Origin of the sequence: Oceanobacillus sp. FSL W7-1293, assembly GCF_037969815.1 — a bacterium.
Classification (GTDB): Bacteria; Bacillota; Bacilli; order Bacillales; family Amphibacillaceae; genus Oceanobacillus; species Oceanobacillus oncorhynchi.
Map to the genome: position 1 here is coordinate 3,467,158 of NZ_CP150212.1, position 20,445 is coordinate 3,487,602.

General features: G+C 41.3%; 18 protein-coding genes, 1 riboswitch and 1 other annotated feature. Of the genes, 7 read left to right on the forward strand and 11 right to left on the reverse strand.

Annotation, left to right across the window (positions count from 1 at the left end; translation table 11 throughout):
• Positions 1–33: 33 nt before the first annotated feature.
• Complete coding sequence (locus MKY65_RS16950; RefSeq protein ID WP_339178839.1) at positions 34–792, forward strand: hypothetical protein; 759 nt, start codon at positions 34–36, stop codon at positions 790–792.
• A 98-nt stretch (positions 793–890) separates the two neighbouring features.
• On the opposite strand, the gene leuS is transcribed toward MKY65_RS16950, so the two are convergent.
• Positions 891–3,305, reverse strand: a complete 2,415-nt coding sequence (gene leuS, locus MKY65_RS16955; protein ID WP_193065446.1) for a leucine--tRNA ligase — start codon at positions 3,303–3,305, stop codon at positions 891–893.
• A gap of 110 nt (positions 3,306–3,415) precedes the next feature.
• Positions 3,416–3,639, reverse strand: a binding site (T-box leader).
• Between the two features lie 238 nt (positions 3,640–3,877).
• On the opposite strand from leuS, the gene MKY65_RS16960 reads away from it, so the two are divergent.
• Positions 3,878–4,450 carry a class I SAM-dependent methyltransferase gene (locus tag MKY65_RS16960; RefSeq protein WP_193065447.1) on the forward strand — a complete coding sequence of 191 codons (573 nt, stop codon included), beginning with the start codon at positions 3,878–3,880 and terminating at the stop codon, positions 4,448–4,450.
• Between the two features lie 8 nt (positions 4,451–4,458).
• On the opposite strand, the gene MKY65_RS16965 is transcribed toward MKY65_RS16960, so the two are convergent.
• Complete coding sequence (locus MKY65_RS16965) at positions 4,459–4,848, reverse strand: hypothetical protein (protein WP_193065448.1); 390 nt, start codon at positions 4,846–4,848, stop codon at positions 4,459–4,461.
• A gap of 503 nt (positions 4,849–5,351) precedes the next feature.
• On the opposite strand from MKY65_RS16965, the gene MKY65_RS16970 reads away from it, so the two are divergent.
• Positions 5,352–5,879 (forward strand): gamma carbonic anhydrase family protein, encoded by a 528-nt coding sequence (locus tag MKY65_RS16970; RefSeq protein ID WP_339178843.1) that lies wholly within the window; start codon positions 5,352–5,354, stop codon positions 5,877–5,879.
• Between the two features lie 360 nt (positions 5,880–6,239).
• Here MKY65_RS16970 and metK read toward each other — a convergent pair whose 3' ends face one another.
• Positions 6,240–7,439: a methionine adenosyltransferase gene (metK, locus tag MKY65_RS16975; RefSeq protein WP_042530704.1), complete on the reverse strand. Its 1,200-nt coding sequence runs from the start codon at positions 7,437–7,439 to the stop codon at positions 6,240–6,242.
• A gap of 168 nt (positions 7,440–7,607) precedes the next feature.
• A riboswitch (SAM riboswitch) is annotated at positions 7,608–7,713 on the reverse strand.
• A 182-nt stretch (positions 7,714–7,895) separates the two neighbouring features.
• Here metK and pckA point away from each other — a divergent pair.
• The 4 genes from pckA (at position 7,896) to MKY65_RS16995 (ending at position 12,263) form a co-directional block, all read left to right on the forward strand.
• Positions 7,896–9,482, forward strand: coding sequence for a phosphoenolpyruvate carboxykinase (ATP) (gene pckA, locus MKY65_RS16980; RefSeq protein ID WP_339178846.1), 1,587 nt, complete (start codon positions 7,896–7,898; stop codon positions 9,480–9,482).
• A gap of 197 nt (positions 9,483–9,679) precedes the next feature.
• A complete protein-coding gene (locus tag MKY65_RS16985; RefSeq protein ID WP_339178848.1) occupies positions 9,680–10,666 on the forward strand; it encodes an ABC transporter substrate-binding protein in 987 nt (328 codons plus the stop codon).
• 12 nt (positions 10,667–10,678) lie between these two features.
• Positions 10,679–11,485 carry an ABC transporter ATP-binding protein gene (locus tag MKY65_RS16990; RefSeq protein WP_339178850.1) on the forward strand — a complete coding sequence of 269 codons (807 nt, stop codon included), beginning with the start codon at positions 10,679–10,681 and terminating at the stop codon, positions 11,483–11,485.
• Positions 11,472–12,263, forward strand: coding sequence for an ABC transporter permease (locus tag MKY65_RS16995; protein WP_339178852.1), 792 nt, complete (start codon positions 11,472–11,474; stop codon positions 12,261–12,263). The genes MKY65_RS16990 and MKY65_RS16995 overlap by 14 nt, the downstream gene beginning before the upstream one ends.
• Before the next feature lie 27 nt (positions 12,264–12,290).
• Here the strand turns inward: MKY65_RS16995 and ytkD are convergent, their stop codons facing one another.
• From ytkD to menD, 8 genes are all read right to left on the reverse strand, one after another.
• Positions 12,291–12,761: an RNA deprotection pyrophosphohydrolase gene (ytkD, locus tag MKY65_RS17000; protein ID WP_339178854.1), complete on the reverse strand. Its 471-nt coding sequence runs from the start codon at positions 12,759–12,761 to the stop codon at positions 12,291–12,293.
• Between the two features lie 30 nt (positions 12,762–12,791).
• Positions 12,792–13,301, reverse strand: coding sequence for a hypothetical protein (locus MKY65_RS17005; protein WP_339178857.1), 510 nt, complete (start codon positions 13,299–13,301; stop codon positions 12,792–12,794).
• Between the two features lie 149 nt (positions 13,302–13,450).
• Positions 13,451–13,771, reverse strand: a complete 321-nt coding sequence (locus tag MKY65_RS17010) for a hydrolase (RefSeq protein WP_339178860.1) — start codon at positions 13,769–13,771, stop codon at positions 13,451–13,453.
• 100 nt (positions 13,772–13,871) lie between these two features.
• Complete coding sequence (locus MKY65_RS17015) at positions 13,872–15,419, reverse strand: mechanosensitive ion channel (RefSeq protein WP_339178862.1); 1,548 nt, start codon at positions 15,417–15,419, stop codon at positions 13,872–13,874.
• 118 nt (positions 15,420–15,537) lie between these two features.
• Positions 15,538–16,974 carry an o-succinylbenzoate--CoA ligase gene (locus tag MKY65_RS17020; RefSeq protein ID WP_339178863.1) on the reverse strand — a complete coding sequence of 479 codons (1,437 nt, stop codon included), beginning with the start codon at positions 16,972–16,974 and terminating at the stop codon, positions 15,538–15,540.
• Positions 16,975–17,062: 88 nt separating this feature from the next.
• Positions 17,063–17,881, reverse strand: a complete 819-nt coding sequence (gene menB / locus MKY65_RS17025) for a 1,4-dihydroxy-2-naphthoyl-CoA synthase (RefSeq protein WP_339178865.1) — start codon at positions 17,879–17,881, stop codon at positions 17,063–17,065.
• A 27-nt stretch (positions 17,882–17,908) separates the two neighbouring features.
• Positions 17,909–18,742 carry a 2-succinyl-6-hydroxy-2,4-cyclohexadiene-1-carboxylate synthase gene (gene menH / locus MKY65_RS17030; RefSeq protein ID WP_339178868.1) on the reverse strand — a complete coding sequence of 278 codons (834 nt, stop codon included), beginning with the start codon at positions 18,740–18,742 and terminating at the stop codon, positions 17,909–17,911.
• Positions 18,700–20,445 (reverse strand): 2-succinyl-5-enolpyruvyl-6-hydroxy-3-cyclohexene-1-carboxylic-acid synthase, encoded by a 1,746-nt coding sequence (gene menD, locus MKY65_RS17035; protein ID WP_339178871.1) that lies wholly within the window; start codon positions 20,443–20,445, stop codon positions 18,700–18,702. Before menD ends, menH begins: the two co-directional genes overlap by 43 nt.

Genomic DNA, 20,445 nt, shown 5'->3' on the forward strand with positions numbered 1-20,445 from the left:
ACTTAATCATTTTATGAATAGAAGGTGTTATTGATGGCTTATATCAGTTTATTGTTTTTAGCTCTCTTTTTCGCTCCGGCAGAAGCAGCTTCAAATGATACGATGCTAATCCAAACGTATGAAGAGGATGTTACAGGAGATGGAGAGAAAGAACTGTTAGAGTTAAAAGGAAAATTATTTGCTGCAGATGGTGTTTATTATCAAGATATTTGGGTTGAGATTTCCAGTCCTTCTACTGATAAAACATGGCGGATAAACTATGGCGGAGGCTACGATCCCGAATTACATTTTGCGGATTTAACTCACAGCGGTGTCATGGATATTCTTTATCAGAGTCCTACCGGCGGAAGCGGCGGATTATATACTTCTCAGTTAAATCAATGGGAAAAAGATGATTTTATCGAGCTTCCACTTCCAATAGAGCAGCCGGTAAAAGGGGAATTTATGGATGGTTTTCGAGCGTCCATTCAATTGCTTCCAAATGAAGACCCCATCATTTTAGATGTCTCGGGTCAAAAAGAAGAATATATCCGCTTAAAGCTATACGATAAGCAGGGTAAACTTCTGGAACCTACAACACTCATGATTGATCCTGTTGCATTTTTTGACATCATTGACTTAGACGATGAAGGTCAAAAAGGTCTTAAAAGCTTTCAGCAAATAAGTGGTGCTTATCATGCAGACGGAATTGGAACCGTGGAATCGATTTGGATGTATGATGAGGAGAAATGGATGCTGCTAGAAACAGACTTGCAAACAGATCTTCCGCGTTTGGATAATTCCTCCAGTTAGTATTTTTTATAAAGAAAACATAGAAAAACCGGACTATAATCAATTCCCGCCAAGCGAATTATGATTATAGTCCGGTTTTCAGTTAGAGAAAAAATGGATTAATTAGCTACAACATTAACAAGTTTATCTGGAACAACAATCACTTTTCGAATTGTCTTTCCTTCCAGCCATTTTTTTATACTTTCTTGATTTAAAGCCAGTTTTTCAAGGTCGTCTTTTTCAGTGCCTGCTGGAACGCTTAGTTTCGCACGTACCTTGCCCATCACCTGTAAAACAACCTCTACTTCTTCTTCCACCAGCTTCGATTCATCGTAAGCAGGCCAGCCAGCAAGGCTTATAGAATCTTCATTGCCTAGCTTTTGCCAAATCTCTTCACACATATGCGGAGCGACTGGAGAAAGAAGCTTCACAAAGCCTTCTGCGTAATTTTTCGGGATTGATTCAGCTTTGTAGCATTCATTCACAAATACCATCATTTGAGAAATACCAGTATTAAAGTGAAGATTCTCAAAGTCCTCTGTCACTTTCTTAACCGTTTCATGATAAACCTTATCCAATTCTGTTGCAGCTTCATCTGTAATCTTATCTGTTAATGAATTATCATCATTGATATACAGTCTCCAAACACGATCCAAGAAACGCCGGGATCCATCTAAACCATTTGTTGACCAGGCAACAGAAGCATCTAATGGCCCCATAAACATTTCATATAATCTTAACGTATCTGCGCCATGAGAAGAAATAATATCATCCGGATTAACAACATTTCCTTTTGATTTACTCATTTTCTCATTACCTTCTCCAAGAATCATCCCTTGGTTAAATAATTTTTGGAAAGGCTCCTTCGTGGAAACAACTCCGATATCATAAAGGAATTTATGCCAGAAACGTGCGTATAACAAGTGAAGCACGGCATGCTCTGCTCCGCCGATATATATGTCGATTGGAAGCCATTCTTCCAATGCTTTTGGATCAGCAAGCTGTTCCGTATTATGCGGATCAACATAGCGCAGGAAGTACCAGCAGCTGCCGGCCCATTGCGGCATCGTATTTGTTTCTCTTCTGCCCTTCATTCCTGTTTCCGGGTCAACTACATTTACCCAATCTCCATTCGTGGCAAGCGGAGATTCTCCAGTTCCCGATGGTTTAATCTCGGTCATTTCCGGAAGTTCCAATGGAAGCTCCTCATCCGGCACAGCAGTCATGCTGCCATCTTCCCAATGAATGATCGGAATCGGCTCTCCCCAATAACGCTGCCTTGCAAAAAGCCAGTCACGCAAACGATACGTGATTTTCTTTGTTCCTTTTTTATTTTCTTCCAGCCATTCAATCATTTTAGAAATAGCCTCATCTTTATCCAGTCCATCTAAAAATCCAGAATTAACATGGGGGCCGTCTCCTGTATAAGCTTCCTCATCTATATTTCCGCCAGCGACTACTTCTCTGATTGGCAGATTAAATACAGAAGCAAATTCATAGTCACGCTCGTCATGTCCAGGAACTGCCATAATTGCTCCGCTTCCATAACTCATCAATACATAGTCTGCTACCCAAATCGGCATCTTCTCTCCATTAACAGGATTAATCGCATAGGCTCCCGTAAATACACCTGTTTTTTCTTTGGCAAGATCTGTACGCTCTAAATCAGACTTCGTTTGTACGTCATGTAAATATTTTTCCACAGCTTCTTTTTGTGCTGCGGTTGTAATTTTTTTAACAAAATCATGTTCTGGTGCCATAACAGCGTACGTTGCTCCGAACAATGTATCCGGACGTGTTGTAAATACAGTAAAGGTTTCCTCATGTCCTTCAATGGAGAAGGTCACCTCAGCCCCTTCTGAACGCCCAATCCAGTTACGCTGCATTTCCTTCAGGCTTTCCGGCCAATCCAATTCTTCCAAATCAGAAAGCAGTCGATCTGCGTACGCCGTTATTTTAAGCATCCACTGCTTCATCGGTTTACGGACTACCGGATGCCCTCCGCGTTCACTCTTCCCATCAATTACTTCTTCATTGGCAAGCACCGTTCCAAGAGCAGGACACCAGTTGACAGCCACTTCATCCATATAAGCCAAATCATTTTCATAAAGCTTTTTGAAAATCCATTGTGTCCACTTATAATAATGGGGGTCTGTTGTATTGATTTCCCGGTCCCAATCATAAGAAAAGCCTAACTCTTTAATCTGTCTCTTAAAGGTTTGAATATTTGCTTCTGTAAATTCTTTAGGGCTATTTCCTGTATCAATGGCATATTGCTCTGCCGGAAGTCCAAAAGCGTCCCAGCCCATCGGATGCATAACTTCATATCCTTGCATTCTTTTCATTCTGGCTAAAATATCTGTTGCCGTATAACCTTCCGGATGGCCAACGTGCAGCCCTTGGCCGGATGGATAAGGGAACATATCAAGCGCATAAAATTTCTCTTTATTAGAAAATGTATTTGTTTTGAAAGTTTGATTGTTATCCCAATATTTTTGCCATTTTCTCTCGATTTCCTGATGTTGAAAGCTCATTATAATCCTTCCTTTCGTCCTGACTCTTATATCGTTCAATCACATACGGCACGGACATCTATATCCTGATTTTTTATAAAATCAGGTATAAAAAAAGCCACTCATCCCAATAAAGGGACGAGAAGCTGTGATTATTCCCGCGGTACCACCCAAATTAACGCTAAAAAGCGTTCGCTTGACATCGGTAACGTTGATGAAACGACAGTAATTACTCTGATTTCATTACTGCAAACTAAAAAGGTGAGTTCATACGTCTATCAGTAGCAGTTTTCACCACCCACCGCTTCTCTAAAACTGATAAAACCTATTACTAATCCTTTTTCATCGTCTTTCATTTTATGATAGATACTGGAATTATAATGAAATAAATATCCCGTGTCAAGTTGACCTGACGTATCTTACTTCTTAGTATACACTTATTTTTATAATTGGAAACCATATCTCGAGGAAAAATATAATACAGACTGTTGACTATTCAATTGAAAGCGGAGCAATAAACATTTTACCGTTTTTCTTGTTATAATGAAATACAGCATATTTACATTGGAAAAAATACAGAAGGAGACAGTAACATGCTATTAAATGTTTTAACCTGCGCACATACACTTTTAAAAGAAAGCCTGAAAGAAGGAGATACAGCTATCGACGCGACCTGCGGAAACGGACATGATACATTATTTTTAAGCCAGACTGTCGGTCCTTCCGGCAAGGTATATGGATTTGATATCCAGGAGCAGGCCATTCAAAATACGAAAGAGACACTTTACAAAAATGGCTGTCATAATGTATCCCTTATTCAGGACAGCCATGAAAAGATACATAGCAATATTAAAGAAGATATTTTCGGCGGTGCTATTTTTAACCTTGGCTATTTACCAAAAAGCGATAAATCAATAGTTACGAAAGCGCCCTCCACCATCGCCTCGATTGAAGCGATATTGGAAAAACTGAAAACAAACGGTCTGGTCGTTCTGGTTATTTATTATGGGCATCCGGGCGGCGAGGAAGAAAAAGAAGCGGTTCTTTCTTACGCCTCACAATTAAATCAAAAAGAATATCAAGTGCTCAGGTACCAATTTATCAATCAGCAAAATCAAGCTCCGTTTTTAATCGCTATCGAAAAAAAGAAACGCTCTGTGTCATAGAGCGTTTCTTATGCAATTCCTAAAAATAGTAATCGAAAGAATAAATTTAAGAAATGCCCGGCTGTCATGATAATAAATATAATAAAAGAAATCATGAGCGCACGGGATCGAAGTGTCTTATATTTTTTGGGATAGGGAATCCAAATATAAGCTGATACAACCATGAGCGGGACAGAATATAAATATCCAAATAGATAAACCCAGTCGCGCAATGCAGAAAGTTCGCCCAGTTCAGGGTCTTGCAGGTTGTTCAACTGATTCATATATCCGGCTGCAAAAATAATAGTTAACAAAATAAAATAACCAAATGTTGTCAGACGCAGCCATTTTTGCTCATCGCTTATCAGTATATAGACACCGATAAAAAATAAAATCCCTATTACAATTTGAATCAACATGAAAGTACAACCCCATTTTTAACGATAAATCAGTTCTCTGCGCCACATGCAAAACTTTCTCTCTCTGTAAAAGTCCGCCTGTTTGTATGGATGCCCCATTATCCATAGCCAGATTAAAACAGATTTATACAATTACTTATTCCAGTTATTACTGGAACATCTGTTACTGCTCCCATTGTCAAATCAACAACGTGGAAATTACTTAGAATAGTGTTCCTGTTTATCTCTTTATGTTATTACTATCCTTAAGTAACCAGCTTATTTATTCTACCATAAAAAGATGCGTATCTGTAGAGGATAAAAAGAAATATATCTACATTCAAACTTATTATCCACATCAAACAAATGGCTTAGAATATATGCCTACAATTAGGAGATTGCGATAGGAATAACAATTCTTTCTCCTTCATTCAGTACCAAAATCAACTCATTTAGAGCTGCCTTTCCAGATAATATTTCCTTTGATATACTTTAATCAATATGACTGAGTTGGAGGAATACAGATGATTGAATCATATAAAGGAATAACCCCGTCTATTGATTCTGCCGCATTCATTGCCAAAAATGCGGTAATCAACGGGGACGTGACGATTGAAGAAGAAGCAAGTATTTGGTTCCACACGGTGATTCGCGGTGATGTGGCACCGACAAAAATCGGCAAGCGTACCAATGTTCAGGACCTCTCTATGCTGCATCAGAGTCCTGATATGCCGTTGATTCTTGAAGATGATGTAACTGTCGGACATCAAGTCACCTTGCATTCTGCGATTATACGCCATCATGCGCTGATTGGCATGGGTTCTATTATTTTAGATGGCGCAGAGATTGGGGAACATGCTTTTGTCGGCGCCGGGAGCCTGGTGCCGCCGGGCAAAAAAATACCGCCCCGCACATTAGCTATGGGCAGGCCGGCTAAAGTGGTCCGTGAATTAACCGATAAAGACTATCAAGAAATGGACCGCATCCGTAAATCCTATGTGGAAAAAGGACAATATTATTTAAAAGAAACAAACATGGGCGGAAAGGAATAAAACCAGTTTCCTTCCATTATAAAGAAAAACCAAGAACACCGCTTGGTCTTTAAAACATCAGTGTTCTCGCCGAAGAGATATCCGCTGCGACGGGCTTCGGTGGGGCGAGTAATCGCAGTCCCAGTGGGAAGACCCCGCAGGAAAAAGTGTTCTTCTTTTTTTACCCTCGGGGCATAAGTACGACTTTAGCTCTGTCTGCGCCTGATGGCTTGCCAATCGCTAAGTCTTCTTTATCGAGGAGGCTGAGCTCAAGCCCACGGAAAGCGGAGTGTATTTCTGGAGCGGCTATATTCAGCATTTTTTATATACTTTTATTCTTTAAAGAAAAACGTCAGGCATCTTCAGACACCTGACGTTTTTTTATTTTGCAGTCAACGCTTTTAATTCTTCTACTTTATCTGTTTTTTCCCATGGGAATGTAATATCTGTACGTCCGAAATGGCCGTAAGCAGCTGTGTTTTTAAAAATTGGTCTTCTTAAATCAAGCATGCGGATAATACCTGCCGGCCGCAAATCGAATAGCTCCCGGACTGCTTCCACTAATCTCTCTTCACTGACTTCCCCTGTACCGAATGTATTGATTGAGATAGAAACGGGCTGGGCAACGCCAATCGCATAAGCCAGCTGAACCTCACAAGAATCAGCAAGACCTGCAGCAACAATATTTTTAGCAACATAACGGGCCGCATACGCAGCAGAACGATCCACTTTCGTTGCATCCTTACCGCTAAAAGCGCCGCCCCCATGTCTGGCATAGCCTCCATAAGTGTCTACAATAATCTTTCTTCCGGTCAAGCCGACATCGCCTTGTGGACCGCCTAAAACAAAGCGCCCGGTCGGATTAATATAATACTTTGTTTTTTCATCCAGTAATTCACCGGGTACAACAGCTTCGACAACATGTTTAATAATATCCGCTTCGATTTGTTCATTCGTAATATCCGGATGATGCTGCGCAGAAATGACAACCGTATCTACACGCAGCGGCTGATTATCTTCACCGTACTCAACGGTTACCTGTGTTTTCCCGTCTGGACGCAGATAGCCGATAATCTCTTCCTTTCGAACATCTGCTAATCTTTTGGATAAACGGTGTGCTAAAGAAATTGGTAAAGGCATCAGCTCTTCAGTTTCATTACATGCATAACCAAACATTAATCCCTGATCACCGGCACCAATTGCCTCGATTTCTTCTTCACTTTCTTGTCCTTGTCTTGCTTCCAGCGCAACATCCACACCGCCGGCAATATCAGGAGACTGCTCATCAATAGCAGTCAATACAGCACATGTTTCTGAATCAAAACCATATTTTGCCCGTGTATAGCCAATTCCTTGTACTGTTTCACGTACAATTGCAGGAATATCTACATATGTACTTGTAGAAATCTCTCCGGCAACTAAAACAATTCCAGTTGTAACCGTAGTTTCACAAGCCACTCTGGCATTCGGATCCTTCGAGAGAATCTCATCCAGAATAGCGTCTGAAATTTGGTCAGACATCTTATCCGGATGCCCTTCAGTAACTGACTCAGAAGTAAATAAACGACGATTTGCAGCCATAAGGCTAACTCCCCTTCTCCAATAATGTTACGGAACTCTATTTCAATATAAATTTATCATTCCACCCAATGTGGTTTCATTTTTTAGAGGATATTTAAAAAGTCTCCTAAAAACAAAAAAACCTCTCCTTCAAAATATATGAGGAAAGGAAAACTTATTGGCCTTTCGCTCTTATTGTTCAAGGAATGATCCTTGCATCAGGTTAGCACCTTTCACTTAAAGTGAGGTTGCTGGGCTTCATCGGGACTGTCCCTCCACCATCTCCAAATAAGAGTATCCGTTCAATATTTAGATTAACGAAACAAGCCTCTCCTGTCAACCTTATTATCATCTGTGACAGAAAAAATAATTTTTCATAAATTAGTATGAACTATTATATTTAATGTGTTATACTAATAAACATATTTCAAGATAAAATCAATTCTAAACCATTAATAAGGAGTGAATAATTGCTTTATGAAAATATTGCGGAGAAGTATACTGGAGGAGCTCACTTTAACTAATATTTACAGCAACTATTCTGTTGGCCAGCTTATCGAAAAAATTATTCATCGTGATGAAGCAAAATTAACATCTACTGGTGCGGTCCGTGCCACCACTGGAAAATACACGGGACGTTCTCCAAAAGATAAATTTATTGTAAAAGATGCTTTATCAGCGGATAAGGTAGACTGGGGAAATGTTAATCAGCCTATTGAAGAGGAAGTCTTTAATAGGCTGATTGGCAAAGTGATTGCCTATTTAGATAACCAAGAAGAAATTTTTCATCTGCAAGCTTATGCGGGTGCGGATGAAAAATACAAACTGCCTATTCAGGTAATCAATGAATATGCCTGGCATAATTTATTCGCAAGACAATTATTTATTCCTGTTGAAAAAGAAATGGAGCAATTACATGAAGCTGATTTTACAGTAATCTCTGCTCCCGGTTTTAAAGCAGACCCGGAAGTTGACGGTACAAACTCCGAAGCCTTTGTTCTCATTTCCTTTGAACAGCGCATTGTGCTTATCGGCGGAACAGAATATGCGGGAGAGATAAAAAAATCTATCTTCTCTGTAGCTAATTTCCTCCTCCCCGAGCAAAATGTTCTGTCCATGCATTGCTCTTCTAACGTCGGAGAAGATGGCGATGTCGCTTTATTTTTCGGTTTATCCGGAACTGGAAAAACCACACTTTCAGCTGACGTTGACAGAAGGTTAATCGGTGATGATGAGCATGGCTGGAGTGACGAAGGTGTCTTTAATATTGAAGGCGGCTGCTATGCAAAATGCATTAATTTATCTGCAGAAAAAGAGCCGCAAATCTTTGATGCTATCCGCTACGGATCTGTTTTGGAAAATGTCGCCTTGGATGAAGATACACGCGTCCCGGATTATGATGATACTTTGTTAACAGAAAATACACGGGCGGCTTATCCATTAGAAAATATTGATAACAGCTTAGAGCCAAGTGTAGCCGGACATCCAAATACAATTATTTTCCTGACCGCAGATGCTTCCGGTACTTTACCGCCAATCAGTAAATTGACAAAAGAGCAGGCAATGTATCATTTCTTAAGCGGATACACGAGCAAGCTGGCTGGTACAGAACGTGGTGTAACTAAGCCTGTCGCTACATTCTCAGCATGCTTCGGATCTCCGTTTTTACCATTAAATCCATCTGTCTATGCAGAAATGCTCGGAGAAAAAATTGATAAATTTGATGCTAACGTGTTCCTGATTAATACCGGCTGGACCGGCGGCATGTACGGTGTAGGAACGAGAATGAAATTATCCTACACGCGTGCGATGGTGCACTCCGCTTTAATCGGCGAGTTAAATGACGCGGAAACAACAACAGATGAAATTTTCGGGTTGGCTATCCCAAAATTCATTCCAGGTGTTCCTGATGAAGTTCTTGTTCCTAAAAATGCTTGGGCAGATAAGGAAAGTTATGAACTGGAAGCTAAAAATTTAGCCGGAAAATTCCATATGAATTTCGAGAAATTCACGGAAGTCAGCGACACAATTCAACAGGCTGGTCCGCTGTATCGTCCAGTATAATCAAACAGCTTCTCCAAAATAGCATGTTCACGCAAAAAAAGGATAAACTCCAATTTGGGTTTATCCTTTTTTTGCTGCTCTTTTCTTTTCACCTCACAAAATCTCCAAATTCTAGGCGTTCACACAATCATCCCGCGAAACATATATTTATACAAGATGTTCAAGAACAGTTTTTTGAGAAAGGAAGGAAGAAGAAAATGAGAAAGCTCGCTTGTTTCATTCTATTGATTTGTTCTCTGCTTCTCATTAGTGCCTGTAATCAAAATAAAATGACCCAGATAGACCTTGCAGAAGTCACACGATCCATTTTTTATGCACCGCAATATGTTGCTTTAGAAAAAGGCTTTTTTGAAGAAGAAGGACTGGAGGTCGATTTGCAAACAACATGGGGCGGCGATACGACAATGACAGCACTGTTATCTGACAGCGCAGATATTGCGCTGGTCGGCTCAGAAACATCTATCTATGTCTATGCTCAGGATTCCAGGGATTACGCTGTGAACTTCGCCCAGCTGACTCAGACGGACGGAACATTTTTAGTAGCCAAGGACGCAGATGAAGAATTTAATTGGGAGGATTTACGCGACAGCCATTTTCTCGGTCAGCGTGTCGGCGGAATGCCTCAGATGGTTGGGGAGTATGTTTTGAAGCAGCATGATATCAACCCTCAAGAAGATTTAAATTTAGTTCAGAATATTGATTTTGCAAATATTCCAGGCGCTTTTGCCAGCGGGGATTATGAGTATGTGCAGTTATTTGAACCAACCGCAAGTATTTTTGAAGCAAATGGCCAGGGTGAGATTGTCGCCTCTTTCGGAGAAGAATCCGGGCAAGTGCCATATACTGTCTTCATGGCAAAGCAAAGCTTTTTAGAGGAAGAAGAGGAAACTGTCGAAGCATTTACCAGAGCAATCTATAAAGCACAGCAATGGGTGGAGGAGACAGATTCGTTAGAAATTGCAGAAGTGGTAGAGCCTTATTTTGAAGATACCGATGTAGAAATGCTCGCTAATGCCATCGACCGCTATAAACAGCAAGGCTCCTTTGCGACATCTCCGCTGCTGGAAGAGGATGCCTGGGAAAACCTAAAAGATATTATGGATGAAGCCGGGGAGCTCCCTGGAGATGCTCCATATGAAGATCTCGTCAACACAGAGTATGCAGAGCGGATCATCGGGGAATAAAGGAGGTCAACAATGTCTTATCTTACATTAGAGCGGGTATCTCATTATTACTTCTCCAAAAAACAATATACAGAAGCGCTGCACAATATCTCTTTTTCTGTGAAAAAGAATGAATTCATTTCATTGCTCGGACCAAGCGGCTGTGGTAAATCTACGCTGCTCTCTCTTATCTCTGGAATGCTGCAACCTGCTGAAGGCAATATTTTAGTAAACGGGAAGAATATAGACGGAAGCGATTTAGAAATCGGCTATATGCTCCAGCAGGATTATTTGTTTCCCTGGAAAAACATTATTGATAATGTGCTCATTGGACCCAGAATCAGAAAACGGAAGCCAGAGGATTTAAAGCAAAGAGCAATTGCCCTTTTGGAAGAAGTCGGACTAGAAGATGTCGCTGATAAATACCCTAATGAATTATCAGGGGGGATGCGGCAGCGGGCGGCATTAATCAGAACACTTATCACAGAGCCGGAAATTCTCTTACTGGATGAACCCTTTTCTGCTCTGGATTTTCAGACAAAGCTAAAACTGGAAGTATTGGTAGCTGATTTATTAAAAGCTTATCAAAAAACAGCCATTCTGGTAACACATGATATCGGGGAAGCTATTTCAATGAGCGACCGGATTATTCTGATGTCTTCGCATCCCGGTGCAATTGAAAAAGTATATGACGTGCCTGTTGAATTACGAAATGAATCACCGTTTATGGCAAGAAAGCATCCAAAATACAGCCGGCTTTTCGATAAAATCTGGGCGGACTTAGACCAGCAAAAAGATACAGTAAAGCCTCTAGAGGAGGATGCTTATGAACGGTCCTAAGTTATTTGCACTCTATCAGCAAAAATTAAAAAAAGAAGCTAAGATTGTACTGACCTGGCAGCTGTCTATTTTAATTTTATTTTTTGCTCTCTGGGAGACAGCCAGCAGGTTTTACTGGATAGATCCGCTGCTCTTCAGCTCGCCCAGCCGTGTATTCAGCTCAATATGGAGCCGGCTCTTAGAGGGATCCTTACTCAGTCATATTCAGATTACGCTGTTTGAAACCATCCTCGGCTTTTTGATCGGCACAATTGCCGGGATTATCATTGCTTCTATGCTCTGGAGCTTTCATCGTTTTGCGAAAGTCATGGATCCTTATCTGGTAGTTTTTAATGCAATGCCAAAAGTGGCTCTCGGCCCGATACTCATCGTAGCACTTGGTCCCGGCTATTTATCCATCATTGCGATGGGATTTATTATTTCTGTTATTGTTACCACCCTTGTTGTATTTGCGGCTTTCAACGAGGTCGACCAAAACTATTTAAAAGTATTGCGGAGCTTTGAAGCAACAAAATGGCAATGCTTTAAAGAAGCGGTTTTTCCTGCCTCTTTACCGGCTATTATCTCCACCTTAAAGGTAAATGTCGGGCTATCCTGGGTAGGAGTTATTGTCGGAGAATATTTAGTTTCCAAACAGGGGTTAGGATATTTAATTATTTACGGCTTTCAAGTATTTGATTTTACGCTTGTTATGTCCAGCCTTGTCATCATCGCTATCCTTGCGGCGATTATGTACAAAACCGTAGAAAAAATAGAGCAGATGCTGATTCGAAAATAGCAGCCAGCGCTCAGCTGACTGCTATTTTTATACATACGATTTTTTTATCCGGAGCAAACAGGATTCTAGTACAGCATCCTTCATAATAAAACTAAAATCCGTTTTCCTTTTTACATTCGCCGGGATATTCTTTAGGAATACCGGACCTTTCGTTTCATAATAAGTAGATTGCGGAATCAATTCATCAATTTCCGCATAGTAGACATTCTTAATAACTGTTTCATAACGCCCGTCCACTTTATATTGTCCAATGTAATGAAGCTTGTTTACCGTTGCCCCTGTTTCCTCCATAACTTCCCGGACAGCCGCCTGCTCTGCAGTTTCTCCTGGTTCGACCTTCCCTCCAGGAAACTCAATTCCTCTTTCCTTGTGGTCCGTTAACAGCCATTTATCTTTATATCTGCAAATCACCCATACATGCTTCGGACTTTTCGAAAATGGATGATCTAAAAAAGATAATTGTACCGTATTATTGTAAAAATCCTTAAAAACGTTCACTACTTCCACTACTTTCCCACAGGGCTGTTATCACTTATAGCTTATACCTTGAATTTTCCAGCCGTTTTGAAATGCCATCTCCACCACAAGAGTGTAACTCCCTACCATGTCATTTTCATTTTCCTGTACTACTTGTACAGAATGATTTGATATATTTATCATATCATATTCATTTTCTTCTTGAAACCATGGCTCCGTTTGTGTCGGGATAACATAAACGCCGTCCGCTTCAGCCCGGAAGTAATAGTCAACAAAGGCTGCGGCTAATTCTGGTGTAACATATGCTTCAAAAGCTTCTGTAAGCTCCTGTTCTGTTGCATAATGCTTCAGCTTATACGAATCATCCGCATCCTGCTTCAATGTATCTTCTAACCCGTTCATAACGCGAATAACTTCTTCCTTATCCGGCTGCATTTCTTCTGCTTCTGCAGATGCACCGATCTGATTGTTTCCTTCGACAGCAGATTCTCCAGGTACAGTGATAGATAAAATAACGGCTGTCATCATTGTAAAACAAAGAATTAAAGCGAGCTTTCTCATATACAGCACTCCCTCTTCTTATCTATGTTTCCTGTCTAAAAAAACCTGTTTTTACTGATGAAAAATTCTTTATTTCTGATTTTTCATATACTATACTATACCTTTTTATTATATCATCTAAACATTTTCGTACTAAAGTACTTTTTTACCTATTCTTCATCTAATATTCCCATAGTCCGAATATGGTTCTTCGTATTTTCATCCCCCAGGTCATATAACGCTTGATACACTCCTGCCATCGTTTCATCATAGACATCATTGGCAGTATCCAAATGGTAAGGTACAAAAGGGATGTGAGACCGTTTGTAGCTGTCAAAACTCGCTTCATGCAGTCCTTCAAATTTTCTGCGCAGCATGAGTATTTCTTCTGCCGTTGCATAAATCACAAAATCATCATTTCCCTGGTACGGAGTCCGGGAAATTTCACCTTGTCCAACACTGATAAAATATTTTTGTTTATCCAATTTCATCACCTCACGATTATATTCTCCGCAAAAAACGAAAATAATCTCTTAAATATGAAAAAAGCGCATATACCTTTGAAGGTACACACGCCTTTTCAAACTGTTATTACAGATTATCATTATTGTCCGTACGATTCTGCTGCTCCTGGTTAATGGAAGTATTATCAATTGTTCTATCAAATTTCTGCAGATATTTTGCTGCAAAATCTTTTCCTCCCAAACCAAAGGCAAGTCCAAATGCCAATGCTAATGCGGCCAGCAGCAAGATAAATGCACTGTTTACAATAGTTGATGCAATACCCAGTTGGGATACAGCCATAAATGCTGCCAGAATCAAAATACTATACTTGGCAAACCCTGCAAGCACACCAGTTGCCGGTCCATTTAACAGATGCAGCAATACTTTTTGCACCATCGAACCAAGTAATAAAGCAATACCCAAAATAAGCACTGCTGCCAGAACATTTGGCAGATAAGCAGTAATCGCAGTTGCAATTCCTACCAGGAAATCCAGCTGAATAATATACAATGCCTGCACCGTTAAGAAGAAAATAATTAAAATCTGTACAACATAGCCGCCAATATAAGATGGCGTCCATTTCGCCTGGTCCACTGCTTTATTATTGCTGACAGTGGAAACAAAACGATTAAATCCTAATTTAGCAAGATAACTGCTGACAAATTCACCAATCAGCTTGCCTAACCAGATTCCCACCAGAATTAAACCAATTGCAATCAGGATATTCGGAATCATCTGCACGACACTGTGCAGCATGCCGATTGCCGGCTCCGTAATCCCTGCTAATTCTAATTGTTCCAACGCAGAAATCGTAATTGGAATCAGAATAAGAATGAAAACAATGTTTCCGACAAATTTTGCAAAAGATGTCCCTTCAAATAAATTGGACAGCTTTAATTTTTGAATCCATTTTTCTGTACCTGCTGCGTCTAATAAATTTGTCACTACACTGCGGACAATCTTGCCGACAAACCAGCCTACTGCAAAAATAAGTACGGCTGCAGCAAGTTTAGGGATAAAGTTTAAAACAGACGCCAACAGACCGCTAAACGGTTCGGCAACCCCCTGAATATTTAAAGCCTGCAGTACACCAGGAATAAATAGGAGTAAAATAAGATAGAACGCAAATTTCCCGATAGTTTCTGTTGTTTTTCGGATTCCATCCTCAGAATCAGCAACTCCTATTTTGGAAAACAGGCGCTGAATGCGCAGTTTCTTGCTTCCTTCAACAATCATCCATTGGACAACGGTTGCAATGACCCAAGCCAATAGTAAAATTAATGCTGCCTTCACTACTGCCGGTATGAAATTTAAGAATGTTGAGATCAAATCCGATAATGGATTAGCAATCATCGACAGATTAAGAATATTGAAGAACAAAATAAATGCAACAATCAGCAGTATGTAATAAACTGCTTTTGCAATAACCTTTTCTGACTTCACCGGTTCCCCTTTTAACCGGAACCGATTAAATAGCTTATCATCCCAGTTCGTTTTCTTTAACGCTTTTTCTACTACGTTGCTTATCAGTTTAGCAAGCAGCCATACGATAAGAAGAACAATAAGCGCTATAACCACATTTTGGAGTCCAGTCCAAAAGTTTGCTGTAAAATAATCGTTCATAAAGTTTCCCATTGATTTTTGCCCCTTTCTAAACAGTATAGTTAGCGCTACCCGTCATTAAAAAGAGCCAAACCTATTTTATGAAACTGTAAAGAAACAGCAAAAATTCTGTTACAAACTTGCTATGCGCCTATCGATAATTCTTTAATGCCTGACGAACCAGCTTATTTGCAGCATTTCTCGGTAATTGATCCATAAAATGAATTTCCTTCGGCTGTTTATAACGTGCTAATTTATCCTTTAAGAAAGAAAGAATCTCCTCTTTTGTAATCATTTTGTCCGTAACAACAAAAGCAACCGGAATTTCTCCCCATTCCTTGTCCGTCAAGCCGGTTACCCCCGCTTCCCGAATTCCTTCTATCTGCAGCAATATATTTTCAATTTCTGACGGATAAATATTTTCCCCGCCGGAAATAATTAGATCACTGCGGCGATCAACCACATATAAGAAGCCTTCTTCATCTAAATACCCCACATCGCCTGTTGCCAGCCAGCCATTTAAGAAAGATTTTTCATTCGCTTCTGGTCTATTATAATAACCAGGTGTCACCATTGGCCCCTTAACAAGTATCTCCCCAACTTCATTCGCCTGCTTTCCGCGTATTTTTAATTGTGCCGGAAACAGCGGTTTTCCTGCTGAACCCACTTTTCGAAGTGCGTCTCTTGGGCTTAATGTCACAATCTGAGAAGCCGTTTCCGTCATACCATAGGACTGAAACACCGGAATTTGTTTCGCTTTCGTTTGCTGCAGCAGCGATTCTGGCGCCGGTCCTCCTCCGAGAAGCATACAGCGGAAAGCCTCCGGATAGCTTGATTCCCCCAGATAACTTACCAGGCGCTGCAGCATGACTGTAACAACAGAAGCGATGGTTACCTTCTTATTCATAATCGCATCATGCACATCTTCCACATTGAATTTTTCCAATAAATAAATGGGCATGCCATAAATAATTCCTTTTAACATGGTAGACAGTCCGCTCACATGAAATAGCGGGAGTGGAATCAGCCATTTATCGTCATTGTGCTTTCCGAAATTCAAGCTGGAGCTTGTTGCACTCCACCAGTGATTTTCATACGTATGCTGGACAGCCTTCGGAAAACCGGATGTCCCTGAGGTATACATCATTGTAAATACATTAGACAGCTCTATCTCTTCCAAAAGCTGTACATGAGGGGAAGCTTTTAATTGATTCAGCTGTTCAAACGTCAGCTGTTTTATTTCTGTCAAAGTCTCCTCTTCTGCTTCTGCAATCAGCAGCGTGACTCCTGCATCTTCCATTTGCTGTTTCCGTTCAAAAGCAGTTAAGCGCATATTTAATAAAACAACCACTGCACCTAAATAACTGCAAGCATGAATGGCCTCCATCATTTCGATGCTGTTGCCTGAAAGCACCGCCACATGATCGCCTTTTTTTACATCAGCGGCAGCAAGCTTTCTTGCTTTTTCCCGGCTCTTTTCAGCCAGCTGGCTAAACGTCACGGTAGTGCCATCTTTCCATTCTACGGCTGTTTCATCGGGGGATAAATCGGCTTGTTTATCAAGCCAATGGGGAATAACTGTACTCATTTTACTTCCTCCGTCGTTATTAAAATATATTCCTTCCCTTGCGAAAAGAAACCTTTGCGTAATCTGCAAAGGTTTCTTCCATACTGACTTAAGGGAATCTAGGGAACTGTTTAAAGTTCGGTTTTCTTTTTTCTTTAAATGCATCTCTGCCTTCTTTTGCTTCATCTGTTGTGTAGTAAAGAAGGGTTGCGTCCCCGCCAAGCTGCTGCAGTCCTGCTAAGCCATCCGTATCTGCATTAAAGGATGCTTTCAGGAAGCGTAATGCCATTGGCGATTTCTCTAAGATTTCTTCACACCATTGTAAGGTTTCTTGTTCTAATTTTTCCAAAGGTACCACGGTGTTTACCAATCCCATTTCATATGCTTCTTCCGCATTATATTGACGGCACAGGTACCAGATTTCACGTGCGCGCTTATGACCGACCATACGAGCCAAGTAGCCTGCACCATAACCAGCATCAAAGCTGCCAACTTTTGGTCCGGTTTGTCCAAAGATTGCATTATCTGCAGCAATCGTTAAGTCACACACTACATGAAGCACGTGTCCGCCTCCGATTGCATAGCCAGAAACCATCGCAACCACCGGCTTCGGAATAGTACGGATTAAGCGCTGCAGATCAAGTACATTCAAACGCGGAACTTCATCGCCGCCAACATAGCCGCCATGGCCGCGGACAGACTGGTCTCCGCCGGAACAGAATGCTTTATCTCCTTCTCCAGCTAACACAATCACGCCGATGGAAGAATCATCTCTTGCATCTGTAAAAGCTTCAATCATTTCTTTTACGGTATTTGGTGTAAAGGCATTACGTTTTTCAGGCCGATTTATTGTTACCTTTGCAATCCCGTTGTATTTTTCATAAATAATTTCTTCAAAGTTCTTCACTTTTTGCCATTCCACTGTCATGTTAATGACTCCTTTCAAGCGCAAGGCTTATGACGTAATATGATTTTCATTTAAGAACACATTTACCATTTTACCAAAGTTTCGCGATTTTTCCACATGAACAGCATGACCGGCTTTCGGACAAAGCATGAACGCTGCCTGTGGGATTTCTTTTTGCATCATTTGATTCATAGCGACAAATTTTTCGTCTTCTTCGCCGGCAATCAATAAAGCCGGTTTCGCAAGCTCTGATAAATGCCCCCACCAGGAGGGCTGAGCTCCTGTTCCCATCGCCTGCAGAGACATCGCCAAGCCTTCCTCCTTTTGAGAAAGACGTTCCTTACGGAGATTCCGCTGCACATGATCCGGCAGCTCTTTTTGGGTGGCGAATAAAGGAAGCTTCTGCCATGTATCCACAAATGCTTCGACGCCATTTTCCAAAATACGCTGTGCCAGCTGCTCGTCCTTCTCTATTCGTTCACGGCGGGCAGCTTCCTCCTTTAATCCCGGAGAAGCACTCTCTAATACAAGCGCAGCAATATACTCCGGATAATACATCGCAAAGCTCAGTGCGGTTCTTCCTCCCATAGAATAGCCGACGACATGTGCTTTTTTTATTCCTAATTTATCTAAAAGCTCTGCAAGCAGGGTACAGCAATCCTTCATCGAAGTAATGGTACTGTCTGCTTCTCCATGTCCTGGCAAATCCACTAAAATACATTGATACCCGGGTAAATACGAGCAGGTTTCCCGCCAGGTCTCACGCGTTCCGGTAAATCCATGTAAAAACAGCACAGGTTCTCCTTCACCGAGGATTTCGTATGGTAAGCCGGCTGGACTCATTGCCATCCCTCTTTTATCTCTGCCATAATTCGATTCCATTTCTCCCGGTGCCAGACAGCATTTTCATCACGATCTGTTTTTACTTCAATGATGGATAAACCGGATTGCTGATAGCTTTGCTTCAGCTTTTCCTTTAAAACACTTTCTGTTGAAGCAATCTGATAAGCTGCGCCGTATAACGAACCGGCTTTTTCAAATGGCAGATCGACCGGTGTGCCAAAAAGTGCTTCAAAATGCTTCTTATCATTAGCCTGCGGAAGAAAAGAAAAAATTCCTCCGCCGTTATTATTTACTAATACAATGGTGATTGGAAGCTGGTATTGTTTTGCCGCCAGCAGTCCATTCATATCATGGAAAAAGGAGAGGTCTCCAATCAGCAGTGTAACCCGCTGGCCAGCTGCCGCAGCACCAACAGCACTTGAAATCACACCATCAATCCCATTTGCTCCCCGATTGCAAAGGATGGAAACAGCCTTCGAAGACACCATAAAAAAGCTATCCACATCACGGACAGCCATACTGTTTCCGACATATAACGTTGTCTGCTCTGGAATAACAGCTGCTATTCCGCGGGCAGCTTCTCCTTCTGTTACGTGCGTTTCTTCTCCAGATAATAAATGATTCTTAGCAATTTGATTATAATGCAGCCATTCATCCAGCCATGCTGCAGTCGGAAGCTTATCCGGCGCCTTTTCAATCAGCTGGCTGCATAGTTGTCTTAGGTCAGCATAGATATAAGCTGTATCATTGCCGGTCGGGTCACGGAAACCTTCATTCTCTTCTACAACAAACTGCGGAATATGGCTATGCTCTTTGACATAAAACAAATATGCTTTCGAGACCGGCATCGCTCCGAAGCGGATAATATAATCCGGCTGCAGCCGCTCACGGATTTCTGAATCTCGTAAGAACGCATCGTACCCTTCAATGACATGAGTTTTATCATGGTCCCCTGTCCGCAGCTGTGATAAGGGGTCAGCCAGAACAGGCAAATTCCAAGCTTGAGCCAGTTCGCATACACGCTCTGCAAAATTTACATTCATCTCTGGCCCGCACACAAGGAGCCCTTTTTGAGAAGAACCAAAAAGAGCTGTAAGTTCCTGTATTTGTTCTTCGCCTAAATACTTCATGCCTTCCATTCTGTTTATGCCGGCAATAGATTTCTCTTTTTCAGCGCCCCAAATATCAGGAAGTGTGAAATCTGGTGTGAGCGGTTCTCTAAAGGGAAAGTTTACTTGAACGGGTCCTTTATTCCCCTGCTCTGTAAAAGCAAAAGCCTGGGCTGCTTTTTGACGCGCATAACGCAGCATTGGCGGCGTTCCTTCCGGGGTTGCCATTTCATGAAACCATTTTACATAATCTCCATACATTTTTATTTGTTCAATGGCTTGCGGGGCACCAACCTGACGTAATTCATGCGGACGGTCCGCCGTCAAAACAAGCAGGGGCACTCTGCTGTAAAAAGCCTCTACAATAGCCGGGTAATAATTTGCAGCAGCAGTTCCCGATGTACAGACCAGAGCTACTGGCCGATTTGTTTTTTTCGCTAATCCTAATGCAAAAAATGCTGCTGAACGCTCATCGATAATTATCCATTCTTTGATAGAAGGATGCTCTCTAAATACCAGTGCCAGCGGAGTGGACCTGGAGCCGGGAGAAATCACAACATCAGTCATCCCGTTCTTTTCCAGCTCATCAATAAAGTTTGCAGTATAACGTGTTAAGCTTTCTGTGTAGTTCAT

What these genes read in the sequence shown, in the direction of transcription:
- MKY65_RS16950 (WP_339178839.1), top strand. Translation starts at nt 34, where the DNA reads ATGGCTTATATCAGTTTATTGTTTTTAGCTCTCTTTTTCGCTCCGGCA.
- leuS (WP_193065446.1), bottom strand. Translation starts at nt 3,305, where the DNA reads ATGAGCTTTCAACATCAGGAAATCGAGAGAAAATGGCAAAAATATTGG.
- MKY65_RS16960 (WP_193065447.1), top strand. Translation starts at nt 3,878, where the DNA reads ATGCTATTAAATGTTTTAACCTGCGCACATACACTTTTAAAAGAAAGC.
- MKY65_RS16965 (WP_193065448.1), bottom strand. Translation starts at nt 4,848, where the DNA reads ATGTTGATTCAAATTGTAATAGGGATTTTATTTTTTATCGGTGTCTAT.
- MKY65_RS16970 (WP_339178843.1), top strand. Translation starts at nt 5,352, where the DNA reads ATGATTGAATCATATAAAGGAATAACCCCGTCTATTGATTCTGCCGCA.
- metK (WP_042530704.1), bottom strand. Translation starts at nt 7,439, where the DNA reads ATGGCTGCAAATCGTCGTTTATTTACTTCTGAGTCAGTTACTGAAGGG.
- pckA (WP_339178846.1), top strand. Translation starts at nt 7,896, where the DNA reads ATGAAAATATTGCGGAGAAGTATACTGGAGGAGCTCACTTTAACTAAT.
- MKY65_RS16985 (WP_339178848.1), top strand. Translation starts at nt 9,680, where the DNA reads ATGAGAAAGCTCGCTTGTTTCATTCTATTGATTTGTTCTCTGCTTCTC.
- MKY65_RS16990 (WP_339178850.1), top strand. Translation starts at nt 10,679, where the DNA reads ATGTCTTATCTTACATTAGAGCGGGTATCTCATTATTACTTCTCCAAA.
- MKY65_RS16995 (WP_339178852.1), top strand. Translation starts at nt 11,472, where the DNA reads ATGAACGGTCCTAAGTTATTTGCACTCTATCAGCAAAAATTAAAAAAA.
- MKY65_RS17005 (WP_339178857.1), bottom strand. Translation starts at nt 13,301, where the DNA reads ATGAGAAAGCTCGCTTTAATTCTTTGTTTTACAATGATGACAGCCGTT.
- MKY65_RS17010 (WP_339178860.1), bottom strand. Translation starts at nt 13,771, where the DNA reads ATGAAATTGGATAAACAAAAATATTTTATCAGTGTTGGACAAGGTGAA.
- MKY65_RS17015 (WP_339178862.1), bottom strand. Translation starts at nt 15,419, where the DNA reads ATGGGAAACTTTATGAACGATTATTTTACAGCAAACTTTTGGACTGGA.
- MKY65_RS17020 (WP_339178863.1), bottom strand. Translation starts at nt 16,974, where the DNA reads ATGAGTACAGTTATTCCCCATTGGCTTGATAAACAAGCCGATTTATCC.
- menB (WP_339178865.1), bottom strand. Translation starts at nt 17,881, where the DNA reads ATGACAGTGGAATGGCAAAAAGTGAAGAACTTTGAAGAAATTATTTAT.
- menH (WP_339178868.1), bottom strand. Translation starts at nt 18,742, where the DNA reads ATGGAATCGAATTATGGCAGAGATAAAAGAGGGATGGCAATGAGTCCA.
- menD (WP_339178871.1), bottom strand. Translation starts at nt 20,445, where the DNA reads ATGAACTACACAGAAAGCTTAACACGTTATACTGCAAACTTTATTGAT.